The organism is Pseudomonas sp. 910_23 (assembly GCF_052850795.1).
In genome coordinates, this window is sequence record NZ_VXCZ01000003.1 from 332,039 (window position 1) to 353,649 (window position 21,611).

Consider the following 21,611-nt stretch of genomic DNA (forward strand, 5'->3'; position numbering starts at 1 on the left):
TGATTTGCTGTCCCCCACCCTGTGCCCATCCCGTAACCAGGTGACGACATGCCTACCCTTTCCCGCCCTGCCGTACTTGAACTGATCGGTAACACGCCGCTGGTCAAGGTCAGCCGCTTCGATACCGGCCCTTGCACGCTGTTTCTAAAGCTTGAATCGCAAAACCCTGGCGGTTCCATCAAGGATCGCATCGGCTTGGCCATGATCGACGCCGCCGAGCGTGATGGGCGCTTGCGTCCTGGGGGTACCATCATCGAAGCCACCGCAGGCAATACCGGCCTGGGCTTGGCGCTGGTAGGCCGGGCCAAGGGGTATCGGGTGGTGCTGGTAGTGCCCGACAAGATGTCCACGGAGAAAGTGCTGCACCTGAAGGCCATGGGCGCCGAAGTACATATCACCCGCTCCGATGTGGGCAAGGGCCACCCGGAGTATTACCAGGACGTGGCGGCACGGCTGGCCAAGGATATTCCGGACTCGTTCTTTGCTGATCAGTTCAACAACCCGGCCAACCCGTTGGCCCACGAGACCAGCACCGCGCCGGAGATCTGGGCGCAGACCCAGCATGATGTCGACGCAATTGTGGTGGGCGTCGGCTCGGCCGGCACCCTCACCGGGCTGACCCGTTTCTTCAAGCGCGTGCAGCCAGATCTGGCCATGGTACTGGCCGACCCGGTGGGTTCGGTAATGGCCGAATACAGCCGCAGCGGCCAGCTGGAAACGCCCGGCTCCTGGGCCGTGGAAGGCATCGGCGAGGATTTCATCCCCTCGATTGCCGACCTCTCCAGCGTGCGCCACGCCTACTCCATCAGCGATGAAGAAAGCTTCGACCACGCCCGCCAGTTGCTCAAGGCCGAAGGCATTCTCGGGGGCTCATCCACCGGCACCCTGCTAGCCGCCGCCCTGCGTTACTGCCGTGAGCAAACCACGCCCAAGCGTGTGGTGACCTTCGTCTGCGACACCGGCACGCGGTACTTGTCGAAGGTCTACAACGACCAATGGATGAACGACGCCGGCCTGTTGCAGTACAAGCATTACGGCGACCTGCGCGACCTGATCGCCCGCCGCTTCGAAGACGGCCGCGTGATCAGCGTGAGCCCCGACGACACCCTGCTCACTGCGTTCCAACGCATGCGCCTGGCGGATGTGTCGCAACTGCCGGTGCTGGTAGACGGCCAACAATTGGCGGGCGTGATCGACGAATCGGACATTCTGCTGGGCCTGCACCATGACGCGGCGGACTTTTCCATGACCGTCGCCAGCGCCATGACCGACACCTTGCACACCCTGCCCCCCAGCGCCAGCCTGGCCGAGTTGCAGGCGGAGCTGGATCGCGGCCTGGTCGCCATTATTGCCGACGCCTCGGGCTTCCATGGCCTGATCACCCGCGTCGACCTTCTTAACCACCTACGGAGAACCCTTGCATGAGTCAGCCCAATAAAAGCGCGTTTGCCACCCGTGTGATCCACGCCGGGCAGGCACCCGACCCGACCACGGGCGCGCTGATGCCGCCGATTTACGCCAACTCCACCTACCTGCAAGACAGTCCCGGTGTGCACAAGGGCTTCGACTACGGCCGCTCCCACAACCCTACGCGTTTTGCCCTGGAGCGCTGCGTGGCCGACCTTGAAGGCGGCAGCCAGGCGTTTGCATTTGCCTCGGGGCTGGCGGCGATTTCCACCGTGCTCGAATTGCTCGATGCCGGTGCGCATATCGTTTCGGGCAATGACCTGTATGGCGGCACCTTCCGGCTGTTCGACAAGGTGCGCCAGCGCAGCGCTGGGCACCGTTTCAGCTATATCGACCTGAGCGACTTGTCGGCCTTTGAAGCGTCGTTGCAGGACGACACGCGCATGGTCTGGGTCGAGACCCCGAGCAACCCACTGCTGAGCCTCACCGACCTGCGCGCCGTCGCACGCATCTGCCGTGCCCGCGGAATTATCTGCGTGGCCGACAACACCTTCGCCAGCCCGTGGATCCAGCGGCCGCTGGAACTGGGTTTCGATATCGTGGTGCACTCCACTACCAAGTATCTGAACGGGCATTCCGATGTGATCGGCGGTATCGCCATTGTCGGTGACAATCCGGACCTGGCCGAACGCCTGGGCTTCCTGCAAAACTCGGTCGGTGCGATTGCCGGGCCGTTCGATGCGTTCCTGACCCTGCGCGGCGTGAAAACCCTGGCGCTGCGCATGGAGCGCCATTGCAGCAATGCCCTGGAGCTGGCCACCTGGCTGGAACAGCAACCGCAAGTGGCGCGGGTGTACTACCCCGGCCTGAAATCCCACCCACAGCACGAGCTGGCCAAGCAGCAAATGCGCGGTTTTGGCGGGATGATTTCGGTGGATTTGAACAGTGACCTGGCCGGTGCCAGGCGCTTTCTGGAGAACGTCAGGATCTTCGCCCTGGCCGAGAGCCTGGGTGGCGTGGAAAGCCTGATCGAACACCCCGCGATCATGACGCACGCGAGCATCCCGGCGGCCACGCGGGCGCAGTTGGGGATTGGTGATGGGCTGGTGCGGTTGTCGGTGGGGGTTGAGGATGTGGAGGATTTGCGAGCGGATTTAGCCCAAGCCTTGGCACACATCTAACGTCAAATATCGAGCAAAATGTGGGAGGGGGTTTGCTCCCGATAGCAGGGTGTCAGTCACTGTATTTGTTGACTGATACACCGCTATCGGGAGCAAGCCCCCTCCCACATTAAATCAACTGCGTAATCAGCCTTGGGTGATGTTGGCTCGTGCACTGTGCAGCTTCTTGTAGCTGTCGATCAAGCGCAGATGCCGGTCCAGCCCTTCGAGCTTCATGCTGGTCGGCGTCAACCCGTAGAACCGCACACTGCCGTCCACCGAACCGATCACCGCGTCCATGCGCTCATTGCCGAACATGCGCCGGAAGTTGGCCTCGTAGTCGGCCAGCTCCAGGTCGTCATCCAGCTCCATCTCCAGCACCGCATTCATCGCCTGGTAAAACAGGCCGCGCTCGACAGTGTTGTCGTTGTACTGCAGGAACATCTCCACGCATTCCTTGGCTTCTTCATACTGCTTGAGGGCCAGGAATATCAGCAGTTTCAGCTCAAGGATGGTCAACTGGCCCCACGCGGTGTTGTCGTCGAACTCGATGCCGATCAGGGTGGTGATGTCGGTGTAGTCGTCCAGCTCGCTTTCAATCAGGCGCTCGACCAACGCTTGCAGCTCGTCCTCGTTGAGGCGATGCAGGTTGAGGATGTCTTCGCGGAAGAACAGCGCCTTGTTGGTGTTATCCCAGATCAGGTCGTCCACCGGGTAGATTTCCGAATAGTCCGGCACCAGGATGCGGCAGGCGGTGGCGCCCAGGTGTTCGTACACCGCCATGTAGCACTCCTTGCCCATGCCTTCAAGAATGCCGAACAGCGTCGCGGCTTCCTGGGCGTTGGAGTCTTCGCCATGGCCCGAGAAGTCCCACTCGACGAACTCGTAATCCGACTGGGCGCTGAAGAAGCGCCACGATACTACGCCGCTGGAGTCGATAAAGTGCTCGACGAAATTGTTCGGCTCGGTCACCGCCTGGCCTTCGAAGGTCGGCTGCGGCAGGTCGTTCAAACCTTCGAAGCTGCGGCCTTGCAGCAGCTCGGTGAGGCTGCGCTCCAGTGCCACTTCCAGGCTCGGGTGCGCGCCAAAGGAGGCAAACACGCCACCGGTGCGCGGGTTCATCAAGGTCACGCACATCACCGGAAATTCACCGCCCAGGGATGCATCCTTGACCAGCACCGGGAAACCCTGGGCCTCCAGCCCCTCAATACCGGCGAGGATGCCAGGGTATTTGGCCAACACCTCGGCAGGTACATCCGGCAGGGCGAATTCGCCTTCGATGATTTCGCGCTTCACCGCCCGCTCGAAAATCTCCGACAGGCACTGCACCTGAGCTTCGGCCAGGGTGTTGCCGGCACTCATGCCGTTGCTCAGGTAGAGGTTTTCGATCAGGTTGGACGGGAAATACACCACTTCACCATCGGACTGGCGCACGAACGGCAGCGAGACAATGCCTCGGGCTTCATTGCCCGAGTTGGTGTCGAACAGGTGCGAACCGCGCAACTCGCCCTCGCGGTTGTAGATCTTCAGGCAGTAGGCATCGAGGATTTCACTCGGCAACTCATCGTCCGGGCCCGGCTGAAACCAGCGCTCATCCGGATAATGCACGAACGGCGCATTGGCCAGCTCTTCGCCCCAGAACTGGTCGTTGTAGAAGAAATTGCAGTTGAGCCGCTCGATAAACTCGCCCAGCGCCGACGCCAGTGCGCCCTCCTTCGTCGCGCCCTTGCCGTTGGTAAAGCACATCGGCGAATGCGCATCGCGCACATGCAGCGACCAGACATTGGGCACGATATTGCGCCACGAGGCGATCTCGATCTTCATGCCCAGCCCGGCGAGGATGCCGGACATGTTGGCGATGGTCTGCTCCAGCGGCAGGTCCTTGCCAGCAATGTAGGTGCCCGCCTCGGACGTGGAATTGGGCATCAACAACGCCTGGGCGTCGGCGTCGAGATTTTCCACCTGCTCAATCACGAACTCCGGCCCGGCCTGCACCACTTTCTTCACGGTGCAACGGTCGATGGAACGCAGGATGCCCTGGCGGTCCTTGTCCGAGATGTCCGCCGGCAGCTCGACCTGGATCTTGAAAATCTGGTTGTAGCGGTTTTCCGGGTCGACGATGTTGTTCTGCGACAGGCGAATATTCTCCGTGGGAATATTGCGCGTCTGGCAGTACAACTTCACAAAGTACGCCGCACACAACGCCGACGAAGCCAGGAAGTAATCGAATGGCCCCGGTGCCGACCCGTCGCCCTTGTAGCGGATGGGCTGGTCGGCAATGACCGTGAAGTCATCGAACTTGGCTTCAAGCCGAAGGTTGTCGAGAAAGTTGACCTTAATTTCCATGCGGGCACACCAGAATAACGAGCTAAACAAAATGGCCGCCATTATGAAGCGTTTCGCCGGGAAGTCTCAGGGTTTTGCGTGTGGGTTGCCGATCGGTGGTAACGTCCAACCGACCTGTAGGAGCGAGCAAGCCCGCTCCCACACTTGAATCGCGATACTCATCCCTACAAGGACAGGCCATGGAACCGATAACGACGAACGCTGCACTGGTGATCATTGATATGCAGAGAGGCATGGCCGATCCCGCCCTGGGCCGCCGCAACAACCCAGACGCCGAACTGCGCATACAACAGTTGCTCAATGCCTGGCGACAGGCGCAACGCCCGATCGTCCATGTGCGGCATATCTCCCGCTCTCCCGGCTCGGTGTTCTGGCCAGGCCAACCAGGCTGTGAATTCCAGGACACGCTGCAACCCCTGGGCCACGAGCATGTGGTGGAAAAAAATGTACCGGATGCCTTCATCGCCACGGGCCTGGAACGCTGGCTGCACATGCGCTCGATCAAACAACTGGTGATCGTAGGCGTCATCACTAATAACTCAGTGGAGGCCACCGCACGCTCTGGGGGCAACTTGGGGTTCGACGTAATCTTGGCGGCGGATGCCTGTTTTACTTTTGATCAAACCGACTTGTCGGGACGCCTGTGGCTCGCCGAAGATGTGCACGCGTTATCGCTCAGTAACCTCGCGATGGACTATGCCAGGGTGCTCCAAAGCGGTGAAATCCTCACCCATTGTTAACAGAGAGAGCGGACATGAATCAGGGCAAGCGCATTGTGGTCATTGGCGCCGGTATCGTCGGGGCTTCACTGGCCTATCACCTGGCCGGCAAGGGTGCGAAGGTGACGGTGGTCGATGCCGGTGACGTTGCTTGCGGGGTCACGGCTACTTCGTTTGCCTGGATAAACACTACCTGCGACGCACCCGACCCCATCGCCTCATTGCGCAGTGCTGCGATTGACGCGTATCACCGCCTGGAACATGAGTTGCCCGACGTGAAGATACGCTGGACGGGCGCCCTGTGTTACGGCCCAAACATTCAACCCAGGGCGAACTCACGGATCACTCGTGAGCGTATCCAGGCACTTGAGCCGCAGTTGAAAAACCCGCCTGAATACGCTCAGTTCAAAGCCGAAGAAGGCGCACTGGACGCTGTACAAACCACCCATGCGTTAATAGCCGCCGCCCAGGCCCTCGGTGCCAGGCTGCTGACACACAACCCAGTGCTGGGCTTCAGCAGGCAGGGTTCGCAGGTCACCGGCGTTGAAATCAGCCGGGGCGTCATCCATGCCGACAGGGTGGTGCTCGCAGCCGGAACGGGCACGGCAGCACTGACAAGCCTGCTGGGTTTGCCCTTGCCGATAGACGCCTCGCCAGCGATTTTCATCCGCTACAGCGCCCCGCCCGGGATTGTGCACACGCTCATTTCCAACCCTGAAATGGAAGTACGCGAAAGTGCAGAGGGTATTTGGCTGGCAGCCGAAGACTACCTTGGCAACGCCCCGGAACATCAGCCCGCCGCCATCGCCCGCCGCACCGCCCTGGCCATTGCCGGTGAGCTTGAGGGCGTCACTTCCATCCAGCCACAACTGGCGTGCGTCGGGCTCAGGCCCATACCCGTCGATGGCCTGCCGATCATTGGCGAGTTGCCGAGTGCCAACGGTGTGTATGTCTGCGTGATGCATCCAGGCGTGACACTTGCGGCCATCGTGGGGCAGTTGGTCAGTGAAGAGATCATGGAGAGCATAACGTCCCCTGCCCTGGCGCCTTGCCGACCCGAGCGCTTTTTCAATCCTGAAAAGAGTTAGACGATTCCGGGCGCTCACGCATTCGATTGATTCCTGTCTCCAGCCGCTGAAACCATCCAACTTAAAAATGCGCGCAATCGCGTGCTGAACGTCTCGCACTCGGCGCTTGGGTTGCGTGCTTCAAACAGGAAATAGGCAATGTGTACGCGCATCGAGGGGTAATGCTCAACGAATAGCGCGACGTATTCTTCCAGCGTATGCGGCCACATCCGTGCTTCTTTCGGGCGCAGGGTATGGGTGGCGCGGATCAAGGCCCGCGAAGCTTCCCGCTGCAAGCGATGGCGTATGTGTTCAGTGCTGGCCTGTTCGATGCGCACCAGATAGCCGGTGAGCGCCTGCTCGAAATCACCATTGACCGCCAAGGCGATAGCCCGGGACGGGCGAAACGCTTCGAAGTGCTGTGACAGGTCTTCGCCCCAGACACAACGGCAATGATGTTTGAGCCAGAAGCCCCAACTGTTTCGGTTTTCATGTGCCAAGACTTGAGCACGATGACCGATGTCGAAATCGATCTTGGTGACTTGCCGATGCCGTTGCTCCAAGGCGATTCGAGCCGCCTCCAATTGCTCAAGCACGGGCGCATCCGGTGGTTCGATCAGTATCAGCGTGAGATCCAAGTCGCAAATCCCGACCTCGGCCTGGCCCCGTGCGACGCTGCCATACAGGTAAATCCCGTGCAGCCCCAACGCGGGCTGGGACAGGGTGGCGCAGATATCCACCAGCACGGGCTTGAATTCGGGTTGTATAGGCGCATCGGCGACGGTGAGGATAAAGCCGTCGGCATCGATACCCGCAGGTTGTTGGGTGCTCATGGCCGATGCACCTTGATCACCAGCCCTTCTTCTTCACTCGGCACGCAGAAGTGGCGAGTGATCAGGTCGAACTCGGCGTCGGTCGCGGCAAAGTCATGCTCACCCCGGGCGTTACGCTCATGCAGGCGGGCGCGGCAGCAGTGGTCTTCGCTGAGCACAATGGCCGCGTGCTCGGCAGCCAGGGTTTTGGCGAGCGTGGACTTGCCGGAGGCGATCTTGCCGCACAACAGATGCAGGGTTGGCATAAAACGATTCCTTGTTGGGGCCAAGCAGGATGAGTCATGGCGCTGGCGTCGTAAACACATCCAGGTACATCTGCCAGGAAACATCTCCACCTCTCAATGAACTTTCTGACAAATGACAGGCTCCTTTCCTATGCGAAGTCAGCGCGCCCTGAGTCCAGGGTGCAGAACGATAAGGAGCCGCCACCGACATGACTACCCTACCCACCTACCCCGTCGTCAGACCTGGCCCGCTGCATGGGACCTTACTGGCCGGCACCGTGCCGTTGTTTCTCGGCGCCTTGCTCAGTGATATCGCCTACGGCCAGAGTTACCAGATCCAATGGGCCAACTTCGCCTCCTGGCTGATAGCCGGGGCGCTGGTGTTCTGTGGTTTTGCCCTGTTGTTTGCGCTGGTCAACCTGGTGCGTGCCGAACACAAGGGCGGGCGCCCCGTGGCGTATTTCCTGCTGTTGCTGGCTACTTGGGTACTCGGGCTGATCAATGCCTTCCAACACGCCAAGGACGCGTACGCCATGATGCCCACCGGCCTGGTGCTGTCGGCGATTGTCACCGCCCTGGCGATCATCGCCACCTGGATCGGCTTGACCAACCTGCGCTCAGGAGCTGCCCGATGAAACCACTCAACACATTGACCGTGCTCAGCGCTGCCCTGTTGCTGAGTGCCTGTGGCGGCGAAGGTGACAAGACCCAGGCCCGCGGCCCCGATCCCAAGCTGCCCGAACAACAAAGCAGCCTGCTGCCGAGCATGAAGATCGCCGAGCCCACGCCTTGGGGCGAACAAAAGCCCAAGGTGCCCGAAGGCTACAGCGTGACCGCCATCGCCACCGACCTGGCAATCCCCCGCCAAACTCTGGTGTTGCCCAACGGCGACATCCTCGTAGCCGAAGGCCGTGGCGGCAGTGCGGCCAAGCTCAAGCCCAAGGACGTGATTGCCAGCGTGATCAAGGCTCAGGGCAACACCAAGGTCAAAGGCGGCAACCGCATTACCCTGCTGCGCGATGCCGACGGCGACGGCACCTATGAACTCAAGACCGTGTTCGCCGACAACCTCAACGCCCCCTATGGCCTGGCATACGCCGACGGCAAACTCTATGTGGCCAACCAGGACGCGCTGGTGCGTTTCGATTACGCCGACGGCCAGACCAAGGCCAGTGCGCCACCGGTCAAAGTCACCGACCTGCCGGCGCAGATCAATCACCACTGGACCAAGTCCTTGGCGGTCAGTGATGACGGGCGCCAGCTGTATGTGGGCATCGGCTCCAACAGCAACATCACCGAACGCGGCATGGAAGTGGAGATTGACCGCGCCATGGTCTGGCAGATCGACGCGGCCACTGGCGCGCACAAACCCTACGCTACCGGGCTACGCAACCCCACGGCACTGACCATCCAACCGGGCTCCGGGCAACTGTGGACGGTGGTCAACGAACGCGATGAACTCGGCCCCGACCTGGTGCCGGACTACCTGACGTCAGTGCGCGAAGGTGCCTTCTACGGTTGGCCCTACAGCTACTGGGGCCAGAACGTCGACCCACGCGCACAACCGCAGAACCCAGCCAAAGTAGCCTCGGCGATCAAGCCCGATTACAGCCTGGGTTCCCATGTGGCCGCGCTGGGGGTGGACTTTTCCATCCCGGCCATGGGTGAAAAATTCGCCGAGGGTGTGTTCGTCGGCGAGCACGGCAGTTGGAACCGCGACGCGCCGGTGGGCTACAAGGTGATCTTTGTGCCGTTCAGCAATGGCAAGCCGGCGGGCGAGCCTATCGACTTCGCCACCGGCTTTCGTGGTGACGACGGCAAGACCCGTGGGCGCCCGGTGGGCGTGACGGTGGACCCCAAAGGTGCGTTGATCATTGCCGACGACCTGGCCAATACCCTTTGGCGCGTCACCCGTAATAAATAACCGGGTGTGACAGGGGCGGTGACGCCCCTGTCAGTCGTCCTTCTGCAATTGCGCTTCAAGCCAGGCCAGCAACGCAGCCACCTCCCCCCGACTGCTTGCCCCATGCTGCCTGTACACCGAAATAGCCTCCGGCAGAAACACGCTTTCAGCACAGGGGCGCACCAGTGCCCCACTGTCAATCAGCCTGCTGGCGGTGCGACGCCAGCCCATCGCAACACCGTGCCCTTCCACCGCCGCCTGCAACATCAGCGGGTAGCTGTCGAAGGTGGCACTGCGCGCATCTTTGGCCAACACCCGCCCGAACACCTGCAGCCACTCATCCCACTCCATCAAGTGCGGAGGCTCAGAGCTATGGTGCAAAAAGGTGCAAGGCTGTAACTCACCGAGCGGTAACGGCTGCTGCGGGCACAGGTAGGCGGGACTGCACACCGGAAACACTTCATCAGAAGCGGTAAACATCAGCGTATGGGCACCACTGGCGCGCCGGGTACTTTGCAGGGCTACATCGAAGTGGCCCTCGAATTGCGTGATGGGCCGCGTACAGGTCACCACCTGGATCTCGACCTGCGGGTATTGCTGGTGGAAGGTCGACAGGCGCGGCATCAACCAATAAAACGCCTCGCACAACTGGCACAACAGCACCACCCGATTGCGTTGCGGCGCCGTGCGCAGCTGAGCCGCGCCATCACTGATGCTTTGCAACGCGGCACTGACCACCCGCCCCAATTCACGCCCCTCTTGCGTCAGGAACACCGCACGGTTGCGCCGACTAAAGAGTTTCACCCCCAGGTTATCTTCCAGTCCGCGAATCTGCCGGCTGACAGCCGCCTGGGTGATGTGCAGCTCATCGGCCGCCTTGGAAAAACTTTCCAGGCGCGCAGCGGCTTCAAACGGCAACAGGCTGGCGAGGGGCGGTAAGGTTTTGCCAAGTAGATTCATAATCTGAGGTAATGCATCAAGGGCCGAGAACTCGTTTGTAGCACAGCCGTGCGGCTGGGCACCATGGATCCATTACTTCATGGATCAGCCTGATGAGCACTTCCCAAGCTTCAGTCTTTACCGGCGTGATATGCGCGGTGGTCGCCACCCTTGGCTGGGCACTGAACTTCATTGCGCCCTACGTCACCGGGGCCTACAGCCTCTACGATCTGATGGCAGTGCGCTTTCTGATAGCCGGCGGGCTGGGCATCGTCTGGATGATTGTGTGTCGAGCGCAACTGCGGATGCTCAGCCATGGCCAGTGCCTGCTCGCGGCACTGCTGGGCGCACTGGGTTGCCTGGGCTACGGCGTTTGCATTGCAGGCGGCGTGATCGTCGGTGGCCCGGTGCTGACGCCAGCGTTTGTCGGGATGGTCCCGGTGCTGCTGGCGCTGATAGGCAACGCCAGCGATAAAACCCTGCAGTGGCGTCAACTGGTTATGCCGTTGCTCTGTCTCTCGGTGGGGCTGTTGCTGGTCAATATCAGCAGTCTGCACCAGCCCTCTTCGGGCAGCGGCTCCTGGTTGGCCGGTCTGTTTTTTTCTTTGGGCGCCGTCGCCTTATGGATGGCGTTCAGCGTGATCAACCAACAGCAACTGGCGCACCTGCCGGCCAAGGTGACAGGTGTGTGGACCGCCCTGATGCTAGTGGGGGCCGGTGCCGCTGCGCTGATCATCCTCCCGTGGCTATACGTGTTGGGCGTGTTGCGGTTGCCCACCCTTGGCGCTGGCTGGAGCCAGGCATGGCCGCTGTATGCCTGGAGCCTGGTGATCGCCATGATGTCCACCGTCGTCGGCGCCTGGGCCTGGAACGCCGCGACGCGGCGCCTGCCCATGGTATTGAGCGGCCAGTTGATTGCCCTGGAATCACTGTTCGCCAGCCTGCTGGGCTTGTGGTTTCACCAGCGCTGGCCAACGCCCATGGAAACAGCGGGCCTGGCCGCGGTATTGATCGGCGTAGTAATGGCAGTTCGTATCATCTTGGCGGACGTAAAGACCGTCACAACCCACGATGCTTTAGGGGAGATTCAATCATGACCCACGCGAGTGATGCCTTGGCACTGCGCGAAACTTTCGACTTTCACGGGCAGGCGGTGCGCTGGGGCCAACTCGGTACTCAGGGCCCGGCCTTGGTGATGGTGCATGGCACGCCTTTCTCTGCTCATGTGTGGCGACGCATCGCGCCATTGTTCGCCCAGCACTGTCGAGTGTTCTATTACGACCTGCTCGGCTACGGCCAGTCGCAAAAGGCGCCGGGGCAGGACATCTCCCTCGGCGTGCAAAACACCTTGCTGGCCGCACTGCTTGAACATTGGGGCCTGGAACGTCCTCATCTACTCGCCCATGATTTCGGCGGTGCCACGGCACTGCGCGCGCATCTGCTGGATGGCTGCAACTACGCCAGCCTCACCCTGATCGATCCCGTTGCCCTGGCGCCCTGGGGTTCGCCGCTGATTCAGCATGTGCGTCAGCACGAACGGGCCTTCAGCGATGCGCCGGCATACATCCACGAGGCGATCGTGCGCGCCTATCTTCAGGGCGCCGCTTTCAAGCCGCTGCCTGCCGAGGTATTGCAAGCTTATGTCACGCCCTGGATGGGCGAGATTGGCCAGGCCGCTTTTTACCGACAGATCGTGCAAATGGATCAGCGTTATACCGATGCGATAGAAGATCAACTCGCCAGCGTCCGTTGCCCGGTGCTGTTGCTGTGGGGTGAGGAAGATCGGTGGATCCCGCTGGCGCAAGGCGATGCACTCGCTGGCAGATTGGACGGGGCACGCTACCTGCGTATCCCCCATGCCGGGCATCTGGTGCAAGAAGATGCACCAGAAGCCATCGTTGCCGCGCTGATGGCGTTTCTACGGTTGCCTGAAGCGGCCCCTAAAGATCAGTAATTTCCTTGTGACGGGGCACCAATGCCTTCATCACGCTCCAGGCCACCAGGTAAGCCAGGGCGCAGATGGCAAACATGATCATGTAGCCGGTGTGGATGTCGTTGACAGACTTGTAGTAGTCGAACACCCAACCGCCGATCTTGGTCATGACCACACCGCCCAGGCCCCCGGCCATGCCACCAATGCCGACCACCGAGGCCACGGTTTTCTGCGGGAACATATCGGACACGGTGGTGAAGATATTGCACGACCACGCCTGGTGCGCCGAGGCGCCCACGCCAATCAGCAGCACCGGTACCCAGAAGCTCAGGTAACCCAGAGGCTGTGCCAGCAACACCACCAACGGGAACAGCGCAATCACCAGCATGGCTTTCATACGCCCGTCATAGGGTGCATCGCCGCGCGCCATGAAGTAGCTCGGGAACCAGCCGCCACCGATGCTGCCGACCATGGTCATGCTGTACAGCACCGACAGCGGCATGACGATATCGGCGCCTTTCATGCCGTACTGCGCCGACAGGTAGGTGGGCAACCAGAACAGGAAAAACCACCACACACCGTCAGTCATGAACTTGCCAAAGGCGAACGCCCACGTCTGGCGGTAAGTCAGCAGTTTGAACCAGGAGACTTTCTTTGCGTTGGCGCCCGTAGGCTCAGGAGTGAAAGGCTGTACGGTCTGATCGCTGCGGATATAGGCCAGTTCTTCAGCGGACAGTCGTTTTTGCTGTTCCGGTTTTTCGTACACGGCGGCCCAGACTGCCACCCACACAAAGCCCAACATGCCAATGACTATAAATGCCGCTTCCCAACCCCACCAGCCTGCGATCAACGGCACGCAGATCGGCGCCAGGATCGCGCCGACGTTGGCACCGGAGTTGAAGATGCCGGTAGCCAGTGAGCGTTCCTTCTTGGGAAAATATTCAGCGGTGGCCTTGATCGCGATAGGGAAATTACCCGCTTCGCCGATCGCCAACACGGCACGCGACAGCATGAACCCGGCAATCGACACCGGAATCACCACCAGGCCGACAGCGCTGCTGACCGCCGCAATGCCCTCGCCCATCGGCACCGAAAACGCATGCATGATCGCCCCAGTGGACCAGATGCCGATCGCCACCACATACGCGGCCTTGGTACCGATCTTGTCGACAAACCGCCCGGCAAACAGCATGGAAATCGCGTAGACGAACTGGAACACCGCGGCGATGTTGGCGTAATCGGTGTTGCTCCAGCCAAATTGTGTCGAGAGTTGCGGCGCCAAAAGGCTCAGCACCTGACGGTCGAGGTAGTTGACCGTGGTCGCGAAAAACAGCATCGCGCAGATCGTCCAGCGATAGCTGCCGACCGCCTGGCCGACACGATAGGCACTGATGGGCTCGTTCAGATTCATGGCATCACTTTTTTATTTTTGTTAGGTAGGACACATGTAACGTCATATGTCATCGTACAACTGTGACTTTTATATCGGGACGCCTGCGCAGTGTCAATCGGAACAAGCGCCGTTTATCGAGGAATTACGTCAGTACGAAAAACGTCAGGTGCCAGCAGTTGTAGGATGACAAACCCGCAACACCAAGCTGGGAGCCTGGCCAGGTACGTCGTCCAGCAGGCCGTAGGGCTGCATCCCAATCTTCTCCAGTACGCGGATCGACGCGGCATGATCGGGTCGTACCAGGCCGAAAACCTCGGGCAAACCCAAGGTCACAAAAGCCAGCTCCAACGCATCACGGCCCACCTCGGTGGCGTAGCCCTGCCCCCAGGCTTCGACGGCAAAGCGGTAACCGAGGTTGATGCGTCGTTGGGTCAGATAGTTAAGCGGTGCAATGCCACCAAACCCGATGATGTGTTCGGGCGCTTCTTTACGGGCAATCGCCCACCAGCCGTAGCCGTGAGTGGCCCATTGCTCCATCCAGTGAGCCAACAAGCGTTGAGCCGTCGCAAGATCGGGCATGGGCCCGGCCGGGTTGAACAGATTGGTCTGCGGATCACCGAAGATCGCAAACAACCGCTGGACATCGGCCAGTCGTGGTTGGCGGTAGATGAGGCGTGAATGGCGGTTTGGCATACAAATGACGTCTCTATTTGCGGCATGAGGCTGCGAGCGGAGTTTAGCCAATATCGCTATCGTCGCCGCAGTCAGTTAAGCGAACGAAATGCTCAAAGCAGCGACGACCCAATGTGGGAGAGGGCCTGCCCCCGATGGCGGTGAGTCAGTTAATAAATAAGCGTCTGGCAGCACTGCTATCGGGGGCAAGCCCCCTCCCACATTTAAATTTGGTTGAGACGTCGATTTGCACGTCGCCGCGAGGGCACTCACACGATATTTTCGCTAATGCGAGAAAAAACACCCGATGCGGTGAATTTTTTCGTGTCCACTTGTATCTGAACTGACAGAGCGGTGCCATCGTAGCGATGGCACCTCCCCGTTCAGCTTTAGAGTGGCCCGCATGAAACTACGGAAAAAACGCGTCAAACCCATCGGCTTGAAAGACATCACCATTGTCGACGACAACAAGATGCGCAAGGCGATCACCGCCGCCGCCCTTGGCAATGCCATGGAATGGTTCGACTTCGGCGTGTATGGCTTTGTCGCCTATGTGCTGGGCAAGGTGTTCTTCCCCGATGCGTCCCCCAGCGTACAAATGATCGCCGCATTGGGTACCTTCTCGGTGCCCTTCCTGATTCGCCCACTGGGCGGTCTGTTCTTCGGTGCCTTGGGAGATAAGTACGGACGGCAAAAAGTCCTCGCTGCCACCATCGTGATCATGTCCCTGAGCACCTTCGCCATCGGCTTGATCCCCGGCTATGCCTCCATTGGCATTTGGGCGCCAATCCTGCTGCTGCTGTGCAAAATGGCCCAGGGCTTCTCAGTAGGCGGCGAATACACCGGTGCGTCAATCTTCGTGGCCGAATACGCCCCGGACCGCAAGCGCGGCTTCCTCGGCAGTTGGCTGGACTTTGGCTCCATTGCCGGTTTCGTCCTCGGCGCGGGTGTGGTGGTACTGATCTCCACCGTGCTCGGCGAAGCGGAATTCGAATCCTGGGGCTGGCGCCTGCCGTTCTTCCTTGCCCTGCCCCTGGGCATCATCGGCCTGTACCTGCGCCACGCACTGGAAGAGACTCCAGCGTTCCAGCAGCACGTCGACAAGCTTGAACAGGGCGACCGCGAAGGCCTGAGCCATGGCCCTAAAGTCTCGTTCAAGGAAATCGCCACCAAACACTGGCGCAGCCTGTTGACCTGCATCGGTATTGTCGCGGCCACCAACGTGACCTACTACATGTTGCTCACGTACATGCCCAGCTACCTGTCGCATAACCTGCACTACGCCGAAAACAGCGGCGTGTTGATCATCATCGCGATCATGGTCGGCATGTTGTTCGTGCAGCCATTCATTGGCTTTGTCAGCGACAAGATCGGCCGCAAGCCGTTCATCATCGCCGGCAGCATCGGCCTGCTGTTTCTGTCGATCCCGGCGTTCATGCTGATCACCAGCGGCAAGACCGGCTTGATCTTCAGCGGCCTGCTGATCCTGGCGATCGTGCTGAACTTCTTTATCGGCGTGATGGCCTCGACCTTGCCAGCAATGTTTCCAACGCACTTGCGCTACAGCGCCCTGGCCAGTGCATTCAACGTCTCGGTGCTGATCGCCGGCGTCACGCCAACCGTCGTCGCCTGGCTGGTGGAAAGCACCAACGACCTGTACATGCCCGCCTATTACCTGATGGTGTTTGCCGTGGTTGGCCTGGTCACCGGCCTGACCATGAAAGAAACCGCCAACAAGCCACTGCGCGGCGCGGCCCCGGCGGCTTCCGACATGGAAGAAGCCAAAGAACTGCTGCAGGAGCATCACGACAACATCGAGCAGAAGATCGAAGACATCGACGCCGAGATTGCCGCGCTGCAAGCCAAGCGTGAAAACCTGGTGCAGCAGCATCCACGGATTAACTAAGACCTGACTGTGCGTGGTCGCGCCAAGCGACCACGCCACTGGAGTGCCCAGCATGGTTTCAAGCGTCACCGCACAATCGTTACTCAGCGCAGACGAACGCGCCGCTATTGCAGAAATCGAAGCGACTACCAATATCCTCAAGCTGGTCACGCGCCTGACCGGGATGAGATTTGCCGGCATTGCCAAATTCACCGATCTGGAATGGGTGGTGTGTTCGACCTACGACCCTCTGCAAATGGGCATCAATGTCGACGACGTACTCGACCTGGAAACCACCCTGTGCAGTGAGTTCTGCATCGACCCTCAAGCCCTGTTCATCCCGCAGATCAGCCATAACGGCCGCTTTGCCTCGCGCCCGGTGGTCAAGCAATACGCCATCGAAAGCTATGCCGGTGCACCGATCTTTCTGCCCGATGGGCGCCTGTTCGGCGCGCTGTGTGCGCTGGACTCACGGGCAATGCTGTTCGATGACCCCAACCTGCCTGAAACTCTGAGCCTGTTTGCGCGGCTGATCGGCTGCATTTTCTACGCTAACCTGGCCCCGGATCAGTAACCCCCGCCCTGCCCCGCAGCGCGACCATGTCGCGCTTGGGTGGCACGCCAAACAAGCGACTGTACTCCCGACTGAACTGCGACGGGCTCTCATAGCCCACTTTGAACGCTGCGCTGGACACGTCCTGGTGCTCGTTCAACATCAAGCGCCGCGCCTCATTCAAGCGCAGCCATTTCTGATACTGCAACGGGCTCATCGCCGTCAGTTGGCGGAAATGATGGTGAAAGGTCGCTGCGCTCATCTGCACCCGCGCTGCCAATTCTTCCACGCGTAGCGCCGCATCGAAATTCAATTTCAACCAATCGATAGCCTTGGCAATCCGATAACCCTGCCCGTCCACCGAACAGATCTGGCGCAGGCGGCCGGCCTGGTCGCTTTTCAATAGGCGGTAATGAATCTCACGCTGGATCAACGGGGCGAGCACCGGAATGGCTTCAGGCTCCTCAAGCAATGCGACCAGACGAGCGAATGCGCTGAGCATACCGTCGGTGACCGTACCGATACCCACGCCTTTGAGCACCGCACGCTCTCGGGTTGGCGGCAGATCACCTTGGGCAATCAGCTCGGCCAACATGCGCAAGTCCAGTTTGAACGTCAGCCCCAGGCAAGGTTGCTCGGGGCTGGCGACCAGCACCTCCGAGTTGGCCGGAATGTCCAGCGACGTCACCAGAAAGCGCGAGCTGTCGTAGGGGTAACCCTCACCACCGGCCCACAATTGCTTCTGGCCCTGCACCACCAGCACGATGCACGGTTCGACCATGCACACCACAGGCGCGGCCGGTTGTTCACGCCGATAGAACGCCAGCCCGGGAATCGGCATGGGGTAATCTCCGGGCGACGGGGTGCGCGACTCGATGGAGTGCGCGAGGGTTTGCAGGGACGCAGGGTGGATGCTCATAACGGACTCTTTTGCCTCTTTGCGCAACTTTACTCCCGCACGCCTCGCGAGTCCCAGGTATACCGCGAGACTCAGAGGATCAGGCAAGTAATCTGGCGAATCGAACTATGGAGCATGGGGTTTGATCCGGAAAATGCGCAGGCCATTACGCATTAACGGGTTTACGCCATGTCTGATACACCTACCAAAAGCAGTTGGGGCGCGGTGCTGGCGATGTCGCTCGCCGCGTTCGCCCTGGTCGCCTCCGAATTCATGCCCGTCAGTCTGCTGACACCGTTGGCCGCCGACCTGCACATCACCGAAGGCCAGGCTGGCCAGGGCATTTCCGTATCCGGGGTGTTTGCCCTGCTCACCAGCCTGGTGATCGCCTCGATCGCTACGCGGGTGGACCGCAAGCGCCTGTTGATGGCGTTGACGCTGCTGATGATTATCTCCGGCACCGTGGTAGCGTTCGCGCCCAATTACCTGGTGTTCATGCTCGGCCGAGCCTTGATTGGCGTGGCGATTGGTGGCTTCTGGTCATTGTCGGCGGCCACGGCGATGCGCCTGGTGCCGCAAGCGCAGATACCGCGGGCCCTTGCCATCGTCAACGGCGGCAACGCGCTGGCAACGGTGATCGCCGCGCCGCTGGGCAGCTTTCTGGGCGGGATCATCGGCTGGCGCGGTGCGTTCTTCTGCGTGGTGCCGGTCGCGGTGGTTGCACTGGTATGGCTGCTCGCCAGCCTGCCCGCGCTGAAAAACCAGGGTGAGGCGAAAACCGCCAATGCCTTGCGCCTGATGAAAAACCCCAAGGTGGCCTTGGGCATGTTCGCCGTCAGCGTGTTCTTCATGGGCCAGTTCATGTTGTTCACCTACCTGCGCCCGTTTCTGGAAAGCGTCACGCGGGTTGAGGTGTCTACGCTGTCGTTGATGCTGTTGGTGCTTGGCCTGGCAGGCCTGGCCGGTACGTTTTTGATTGAACGTTTCCTCAAGCACAACCTGTACCCGACACTGATTGCCATCCCGCTGATCATGGCAGGCCTCGCACTTGCGCTGGTGGAATGGGGCCATTCAACGATCATAACCACGCTATTGCTCGGCAGTTGGGGCCTGGTGGCAACCGCCGCACCTGTAGGCTGGTGGACGTGGCTGGCGCAAACCCTGCCCGATGACGCCGAAGCCGGCGGCGGATTGATGGTGGCTATCATCCAATTGGCGATTGCTGCCGGCGCCACCGTCGGCGGCGTGGCGTTCGACCTGAGCGGCTACCAGGCCACCTTTGAACTCAGTGCCGGCTTGCTGGTAGTCGCCACCCTGCTCGCCTGCCTGACGTCACGCCGTGCTGTGCAAGCTCGTGTTATCAGCGGTGCTACCTGAAAAAATGACTCGGCGTCTTGCCAAACTGTTTCTTGAACATGCTGGTAAAGGCGCTGGGGCTTTCGTAACCCAGTTCAAATGCCACATCGATAATCTTCTGCCCTACCGCAATGCGCTCCAGCGCCAGCAGCAGCCGCGCCTGCTGGCGCCATTGGCCGAAGGTCATGCCGGTTTCCTTGCGAAACAGGCGCTGAATGGTGGTTTGATCCAGCCCCAGGCGCGCGCTCCAATCGGCGACGGTGGAGGCATCCCCCGGTTCGTCCTGCAACGCCAGGCAAATCTGGCTGAGGCGCGGGTCGGCAGGCTGCGGCAGGGACAGCGGCAAGTCCGGCAGGATCGCCAGTTCGTCGAGGATCAGGTGCATGATCCTGGTATCGCGTGAGTCCTCGGCATACGGCGGCTTCAGGCTGACCGAGGCCTTGATCAGTTCACTCAACAGCGGCGAAACCGTCACCGTCTTCGGCTCGGCTGGCAGGTTCGGGAAGCTGTCCGGGCGCACGAACACGCTGCGCATCTTCAACGTGCCCACGCATCGCAGCGAATGGACTTGCCCGCACGGCATCCAGAAGCCACGGTTGGGTGGCACCGTCCATTGATTCAGCGCCGAATACACCACCATAACCCCGCCAATGGCATAGAGCAGTTGATGCTTGTTGTGGCTGTGTTCCGGGATCACCCAGTTTTCCGGATAATCGGTGGCCGAGCTGATGACGGCCCAATCGCCTTCATCGATCTCTTGGAGAAATTTGTCTAGGGATTTGATTGTTTCGCCCTTTTTGCGATGGTTTATGCCCGAATTTCGCGAGACAGGCATTTTCTTCGAATTTAGCATAGCTTTCGAAACAATTAGAAATGGCTGCCAGCTAAAGTACTGTCTGCCCCTGTTCGCTGCCTTGTATGGAATGCCCGCATGTCGAGCCTCACCGCGACACCCGCCGCTGCCACCACGACACCCCAGGTAAGCCCTCTGGTCATGCGCGTCCTCGGCGCCTGCGCCCTGGCGCATATGATCAATGACCTGATCCAGGCCGTGCTGCCGTCGATCTACCCGATGCTCAAGGCCAACTACGGCCTGAGCTTCACTCAGGTCGGCCTGATCACCCTGACCTTCCAGTTGACTGCCTCCCTGCTGCAACCGTGGATCGGCTATCACACCGACCGCCACCCCAAACCCTGGTTGCTGCCGGCGGGCATGGTGTGCACCTTGATCGGTATTTTGATGCTGGCGTTTGTCGGCAACTTCCCGGCGATTCTGCTCGCGGCGGGGCTGGTGGGTGTCGGCTCGTCGACCTTCCACCCGGAAACCTCGCGGGTCGCACGCCTGGCGTCCGGTGGGCGCTATGGCCTGGCGCAATCGACCTTCCAGGTCGGCGGTAACACCGGCAGCGCGTTCGGCCCTTTGCTGGCGGCAGCGATCATCATTCCCTACGGCCAGACCCATATCGCCTGGTTCGGCCTGTTTGCGGTGTTCGCGATCCTGGTGCTGTATGGCTTGAGCCGCTGGTACCGTCACCATCTCAATCTGTTCAAGCTCAAACAGGGCAGCCAGGCGACCCATGGCTTGTCCAAAGGCCGCGTGACTTTCGCCCTGGTGGTTCTGGCCGTGCTGGTGTTCTCCAAGTATTGGTACATGACCAGCCTGACCAGCTACTTCACCTTCTACCTGATTGAAAAATTCCAGCTGTCGGTGGCCAGCTCGCAGATGTACCTGTTCCTGTTCCTTGGCGCGGTGGCGGTCGGCACCTTCGCCGGGGGCCCGATCGGCGACAAGATCGGCCGCAAGAAAGTCATCTGGTTCTCGATCCTCGGCGCCGCGCCGTTCACCCTCGCCCTGCCCTACGTCGACCTGTTCTGGACCGCCGTACTCAGCGTGGTCATCGGTTTCATCATCGCCTCGGCGTTCTCGGCCATTGTGGTGTTTGCCCAGGAACTGGTGCCGGGCAACGTGGGCATGATCGCTGGGATATTCTTCGGCCTGATGTTCGGTTTCAGCGGAATTGGCGCAGCGTTGCTGGGGTTGCTTGCCGATAACCACGGGATCGAATACGTCTACAAACTGTGCTCGTTCCTGCCGTTGGTGGGCATCTTGACGATACTGTTGCCTTCGACCAAGGGGGTTTGAACGAAGGCAGGTGAGTATTTACCTGATCAAACTGTGGGAGGGACTTGCGCCCGGTAAGCATAGGTATCTTCACAACTTTGGTGCGACGCCGAAACTGTGGGAGGGGGCTTGCTCCCGATGGCGGCCTCAGGGCCGATCAGGATGCTGGGTCAGACCGAGTACATATCCGTTATTTAGGTC

At 60.4% G+C, this 21,611-nt stretch carries 20 protein-coding genes; 12 read left to right on the plus strand and 8 right to left on the minus strand.

Annotation, left to right across the window (positions count from 1 at the left end; genetic code table 11):
• Nucleotides 1-48 precede the first annotated feature (48 nt).
• Nucleotides 49-1,425, plus strand: a complete 1,377-nt coding sequence (locus FW800_RS05615; protein WP_446437184.1) for a pyridoxal-phosphate dependent enzyme — start codon at nucleotides 49-51, stop codon at nucleotides 1,423-1,425.
• Nucleotides 1,422-2,588, plus strand: a complete 1,167-nt coding sequence (locus tag FW800_RS05620) for a cystathionine gamma-synthase (RefSeq protein ID WP_446437185.1) — start codon at nucleotides 1,422-1,424, stop codon at nucleotides 2,586-2,588. The genes FW800_RS05615 and FW800_RS05620 overlap by 4 nt, the downstream gene beginning before the upstream one ends.
• A 126-nt stretch (nucleotides 2,589-2,714) precedes the next feature.
• On the opposite strand, the gene FW800_RS05625 is transcribed toward FW800_RS05620, so the two are convergent.
• Entirely contained in the window at nucleotides 2,715-4,913 is a 2,199-nt protein-coding gene (locus FW800_RS05625) for an OsmC domain/YcaO domain-containing protein (protein ID WP_032880895.1), read from the minus strand.
• A 179-nt stretch (nucleotides 4,914-5,092) separates the two neighbouring features.
• Here FW800_RS05625 and FW800_RS05630 point away from each other — a divergent pair, with 179 nt between their 5' ends.
• Both FW800_RS05630 and FW800_RS05635 read left to right on the plus strand, forming a co-directional pair.
• On the plus strand, nucleotides 5,093-5,653 hold the full coding sequence (locus FW800_RS05630) for a cysteine hydrolase family protein (RefSeq protein ID WP_446437186.1): 561 nt from the start codon (nucleotides 5,093-5,095) through the stop codon (nucleotides 5,651-5,653).
• A gap of 14 nt (nucleotides 5,654-5,667) precedes the next feature.
• A complete protein-coding gene (locus FW800_RS05635) occupies nucleotides 5,668-6,720 on the plus strand; it encodes an NAD(P)/FAD-dependent oxidoreductase (RefSeq protein WP_446437187.1) in 1,053 nt (350 codons plus the stop codon).
• 14 nt (nucleotides 6,721-6,734) lie between these two features.
• Here FW800_RS05635 and FW800_RS05640 read toward each other — a convergent pair whose 3' ends face one another.
• Nucleotides 6,735-7,532, minus strand: a complete 798-nt coding sequence (locus FW800_RS05640; RefSeq protein WP_078821254.1) for a DNA polymerase III subunit beta — start codon at nucleotides 7,530-7,532, stop codon at nucleotides 6,735-6,737.
• On the minus strand, nucleotides 7,529-7,777 hold the full coding sequence (locus FW800_RS05645) for an AAA family ATPase (RefSeq protein WP_032880889.1): 249 nt from the start codon (nucleotides 7,775-7,777) through the stop codon (nucleotides 7,529-7,531). Before FW800_RS05645 ends, FW800_RS05640 begins: the two co-directional genes overlap by 4 nt.
• Before the next feature lie 188 nt (nucleotides 7,778-7,965).
• Between FW800_RS05645 and FW800_RS05650 the strand changes: the two genes are divergently transcribed.
• Complete coding sequence (locus FW800_RS05650; protein ID WP_005787957.1) at nucleotides 7,966-8,391, plus strand: DUF2231 domain-containing protein; 426 nt, start codon at nucleotides 7,966-7,968, stop codon at nucleotides 8,389-8,391.
• Entirely contained in the window at nucleotides 8,388-9,680 is a 1,293-nt protein-coding gene (locus FW800_RS05655; RefSeq protein WP_032880887.1) for a PQQ-dependent sugar dehydrogenase, read from the plus strand. The genes FW800_RS05650 and FW800_RS05655 overlap by 4 nt, the downstream gene beginning before the upstream one ends.
• 30 nt (nucleotides 9,681-9,710) lie before the next feature.
• Here FW800_RS05655 and FW800_RS05660 read toward each other — a convergent pair whose 3' ends face one another.
• Nucleotides 9,711-10,619: a LysR substrate-binding domain-containing protein gene (locus FW800_RS05660; protein ID WP_446437188.1), complete on the minus strand. Its 909-nt coding sequence runs from the start codon at nucleotides 10,617-10,619 to the stop codon at nucleotides 9,711-9,713.
• Between the two features lie 92 nt (nucleotides 10,620-10,711).
• On the opposite strand from FW800_RS05660, the gene FW800_RS05665 reads away from it, so the two are divergent.
• Both FW800_RS05665 and FW800_RS05670 read left to right on the plus strand, forming a co-directional pair.
• Nucleotides 10,712-11,695 (plus strand): DMT family transporter, encoded by a 984-nt coding sequence (locus FW800_RS05665; protein WP_103735015.1) that lies wholly within the window; start codon nucleotides 10,712-10,714, stop codon nucleotides 11,693-11,695.
• A complete protein-coding gene (locus FW800_RS05670) occupies nucleotides 11,692-12,552 on the plus strand; it encodes an alpha/beta fold hydrolase (protein WP_248136068.1) in 861 nt (286 codons plus the stop codon). Before FW800_RS05665 ends, FW800_RS05670 begins: the two co-directional genes overlap by 4 nt.
• Here the strand turns inward: FW800_RS05670 and FW800_RS05675 are convergent.
• The gene (locus tag FW800_RS05675) at nucleotides 12,539-13,942 is read right to left on the minus strand and encodes an MFS transporter (protein ID WP_446437189.1); all 1,404 of its coding nucleotides are present in this window, start codon (nucleotides 13,940-13,942) and stop codon (nucleotides 12,539-12,541) included. The genes FW800_RS05670 and FW800_RS05675 overlap by 14 nt on opposite strands.
• Before the next feature lie 144 nt (nucleotides 13,943-14,086).
• The gene (locus FW800_RS05680) at nucleotides 14,087-14,617 is read right to left on the minus strand and encodes a GNAT family N-acetyltransferase (protein WP_446437190.1); all 531 of its coding nucleotides are present in this window, start codon (nucleotides 14,615-14,617) and stop codon (nucleotides 14,087-14,089) included.
• Between the two features lie 382 nt (nucleotides 14,618-14,999).
• On the opposite strand from FW800_RS05680, the gene proP reads away from it, so the two are divergent.
• The gene (gene proP, locus FW800_RS05685; protein WP_005787944.1) at nucleotides 15,000-16,502 is read left to right on the plus strand and encodes a glycine betaine/L-proline transporter ProP; all 1,503 of its coding nucleotides are present in this window, start codon (nucleotides 15,000-15,002) and stop codon (nucleotides 16,500-16,502) included.
• A gap of 52 nt (nucleotides 16,503-16,554) precedes the next feature.
• Nucleotides 16,555-17,055 carry a GAF domain-containing protein gene (locus tag FW800_RS05690; protein WP_446437191.1) on the plus strand — a complete coding sequence of 167 codons (501 nt, stop codon included), beginning with the start codon at nucleotides 16,555-16,557 and terminating at the stop codon, nucleotides 17,053-17,055.
• Here FW800_RS05690 and FW800_RS05695 read toward each other — a convergent pair.
• Nucleotides 17,033-17,953 carry an AraC family transcriptional regulator gene (locus FW800_RS05695; RefSeq protein ID WP_005787940.1) on the minus strand — a complete coding sequence of 307 codons (921 nt, stop codon included), beginning with the start codon at nucleotides 17,951-17,953 and terminating at the stop codon, nucleotides 17,033-17,035. The genes FW800_RS05690 and FW800_RS05695 overlap by 23 nt on opposite strands.
• Before the next feature lie 168 nt (nucleotides 17,954-18,121).
• Between FW800_RS05695 and FW800_RS05700 the strand changes: the two genes are divergently transcribed.
• Nucleotides 18,122-19,309, plus strand: a complete 1,188-nt coding sequence (locus FW800_RS05700; protein WP_148853942.1) for an MFS transporter — start codon at nucleotides 18,122-18,124, stop codon at nucleotides 19,307-19,309.
• Here the strand turns inward: FW800_RS05700 and FW800_RS05705 are convergent.
• Nucleotides 19,302-20,123: an AraC family transcriptional regulator gene (locus tag FW800_RS05705; protein ID WP_032880875.1), complete on the minus strand. Its 822-nt coding sequence runs from the start codon at nucleotides 20,121-20,123 to the stop codon at nucleotides 19,302-19,304. The two genes, FW800_RS05700 and FW800_RS05705, sit on opposite strands and share 8 nt — an antisense overlap.
• A gap of 96 nt (nucleotides 20,124-20,219) precedes the next feature.
• Here FW800_RS05705 and FW800_RS05710 point away from each other — a divergent pair, with 96 nt between their 5' ends.
• Entirely contained in the window at nucleotides 20,220-21,431 is a 1,212-nt protein-coding gene (locus FW800_RS05710; RefSeq protein ID WP_005787935.1) for an MFS transporter, read from the plus strand.
• The last annotated feature ends 180 nt before the right edge of the window (nucleotides 21,432-21,611 follow it).